General features: G+C 59.7%; 1 protein-coding gene. It reads right to left on the bottom strand.

What is annotated here, in order from left to right:
* Positions 1-382, bottom strand: a 382-nt coding sequence (locus J0A69_RS22455) for a S49 family peptidase (RefSeq protein ID WP_236033097.1), incomplete at both ends; no start/stop codon positions are given.

Genomic DNA, 382 nt, shown 5'->3' with positions numbered 1-382 from the left:
CGGCGGGCCGTTTTCACGGTCATACCGGGGGTTTCTGCCAGCACGCGTGCCTGTTCTTCGCGTCCGTGAGCCTCCTCACAGTTGAGGATCCCCATAATGCGGCTGTTTTCTGCCGCAACCGCTGCGGTGATCTGCGCGTTCACGTCCGGCTGCGCCGCGCTGGCGTTCTCGCCCTCCGTCGCTGGCACCACGTCAGTAACGTCAGCCTGCGAAGCAGTGGCTGAAACAGTTGTTGATTGAGTCTCTTTGGTCATTCGCCCTCCTGAGAGACGGGATTTACGTGCATCCAGTGCATCACGCATGACGGTGATCGCATCGGTGCTGTTAACAAGTTCATCAGCCAGTCCGGCATCAATGGCCTCCTGACCGCTGTACACTGCAG

Origin of the sequence: Algoriphagus pacificus, assembly GCF_017254845.1 — a bacterium.
Taxonomy (GTDB): domain Bacteria; phylum Bacteroidota; class Bacteroidia; order Cytophagales; family Cyclobacteriaceae; genus Algoriphagus; species Algoriphagus pacificus.
This window is presented reverse-complemented; position numbering and strand designations above follow the sequence as displayed.